This window comes from Corynebacterium sp. HMSC059E07 (genome assembly GCF_001814395.1).
Lineage (GTDB): Bacteria > Actinomycetota > Actinomycetes > Mycobacteriales > Mycobacteriaceae > Corynebacterium > Corynebacterium hesseae.
Genome location: NZ_KV816297.1, coordinates 1 through 342, shown reverse-complemented (window position 1 = coordinate 342; position 342 = coordinate 1). Strand labels below are relative to the sequence as shown.

Here is a 342-nt window from a genome sequence, read left to right as displayed (position 1 = left end):
CAAATAGGGTGTCCACTAAACGAGGGTAACCTCAGTCTCTTCGTTGTTTGTATTGAGTTGTTGTTGTTGTTTGGTGTCGGCGGTTTCTTACTCTCCCACAACCTCCCGGTTGCAGTACCATCAGCGTTAGCAGGCTTAGCTTCCGGGTTCGGAATGGGTACCGGGCGTTTCCCTGCTGCTATAGGCCACCGACAAACACTCGGGGCAACGTCTGGTTGCTGGTGTTGTGTCAGATACTGTGTAGTGGACGCAAGCGACAGTGATATTTATTGTCTTGTTGTGTTTGTTGTCAACACACCCGTCAATATTGGGTGTGTGTGTTTGTTTTGGTCTATTAGTACC

General features: G+C 48.8%; 1 rRNA gene. It reads right to left on the bottom strand.

The features are described 5' to 3' along the window. Positions 1-74: 74 nt before the first annotated feature. Positions 75-193 (bottom strand): 5S ribosomal RNA (gene rrf, locus HMPREF2967_RS05635). Positions 194-342 lie beyond the last annotated feature (149 nt).